Annotated in this window: 1 protein-coding gene and 2 pseudogenes; 2 read left to right on the top strand and 1 reads right to left on the bottom strand. The window is 41.1% G+C overall.

The window, feature by feature from the left end; translation table 11 throughout:
• Both C6Y40_RS12290 and C6Y40_RS12285 read left to right on the top strand, forming a co-directional pair.
• Positions 1-346, top strand: a pseudogene (locus C6Y40_RS12290) (IS91 family transposase); the annotation flags it as partial.
• A gap of 195 nt (positions 347-541) precedes the next feature.
• Positions 542-802 carry a hemerythrin domain-containing protein gene (locus C6Y40_RS12285; protein WP_338065259.1) on the top strand — a complete coding sequence of 87 codons (261 nt, stop codon included), beginning with the start codon at positions 542-544 and terminating at the stop codon, positions 800-802.
• Positions 803-817: 15 nt separating this feature from the next.
• Here the strand turns inward: C6Y40_RS12285 and C6Y40_RS12280 are convergent.
• Positions 818-1169 (bottom strand): annotated as a pseudogene (locus tag C6Y40_RS12280) (IS4 family transposase); the annotation flags it as partial.

Raw genomic sequence — 1169 nt, 5'->3', positions numbered from 1 at the left:
AGCACAAATTACTGCGTCACAGAGAGGCAAAAACAGCCCGAAAATTGTCAATCAAAAAGATGGGCAATCAGATAAACCTTACCATGCAAGGGCTATGTCATGGGCACAGCGGTTAAAGCGGGTATTCAATATAGACATTACCGAATGCGAAAAATGCGAGAACCACAATGTAAGCATCATCGCTTGTATTATAGATATACACGTTATTCAGAAAATACTGGCACATATAGATAAAAAGCACCCAACTTCTAAACAAACAAAGCTATTGCCACATTTGCGTGCACCACCTGATGAACAATACACAAACGATTTCACTATTCAACGTGACTTCAATTTTGGGGCGTAGGCTCCATTTACTGCTGCAAGAGTAAAGAAAAACGCTAGTAAATGGTGGGGCTATTCGCGCTTCACCCCCCATTTCCTGCACCAAAGGCCTATCGTCGCAAGACATTGCAAACTAACACGCCTTAAAATACTCCCACAATTCGATAATTCAACAAACCAATCTAGTCAAAAAGACAACTGTCATAGGGGGTAGCAAATAGCTTTAATCCGTCTTATACTCTCCTATGAAGAAAACATGTTTGCTGAGTATGGTTATGCTGATTCTGAAGAGCATAAACGACAACACAATGAGTTAATTGCTCAAGTGGTCGAATTAAAAGAAAAATTTATGGTGAACCCTCAAGGGACAATCAGTGCAGATTTGATGCTATTTCTCAAACGTTGGTTAACCAATCATATAATGAGAACAGATAAAGAATATTCAGAATTTTTAATTTCAAAGGGGGTTAAATACTGAGGGATCCCCACGAATTTAGCATGTAATCTTGCTCATGCAAGCTTCAGCGGTGAGTTCATCAAGCCAGCGGATCGTCTTTTTCCACTGATGCAGGGTAAATCGCATTGAGGTGTTAAAAGCTCTCAAGCCAAGAAAGTGAAAGGATAGTACGGATTTTGTTTCGGTATTTGCCTGAAAGCGTCGATGCTTGTTACTGACAACTAATAGCATGCCCAACAGTACAGCCACTAACGAAGCCAGTGTGGTAAGCAAGACCAGAACAGTAATGCGTGTCTTGGTTGTGCTGCGATTATTTTCATACCCCAGACCAAAGCGCGTGCTTTTCATATCCCGAAAGCCTTCTTCTATTTGCATGCGCTGGCGATAA

This window comes from Marisediminitalea alba (assembly GCF_002993365.1).
Taxonomy (GTDB): domain Bacteria; phylum Pseudomonadota; class Gammaproteobacteria; order Enterobacterales; family Alteromonadaceae; genus Alteromonas; species Alteromonas alba.
The sequence above is the reverse complement of the archived record's forward strand: the minus strand, read 5'-3'. Positions and strand labels throughout refer to the sequence as shown.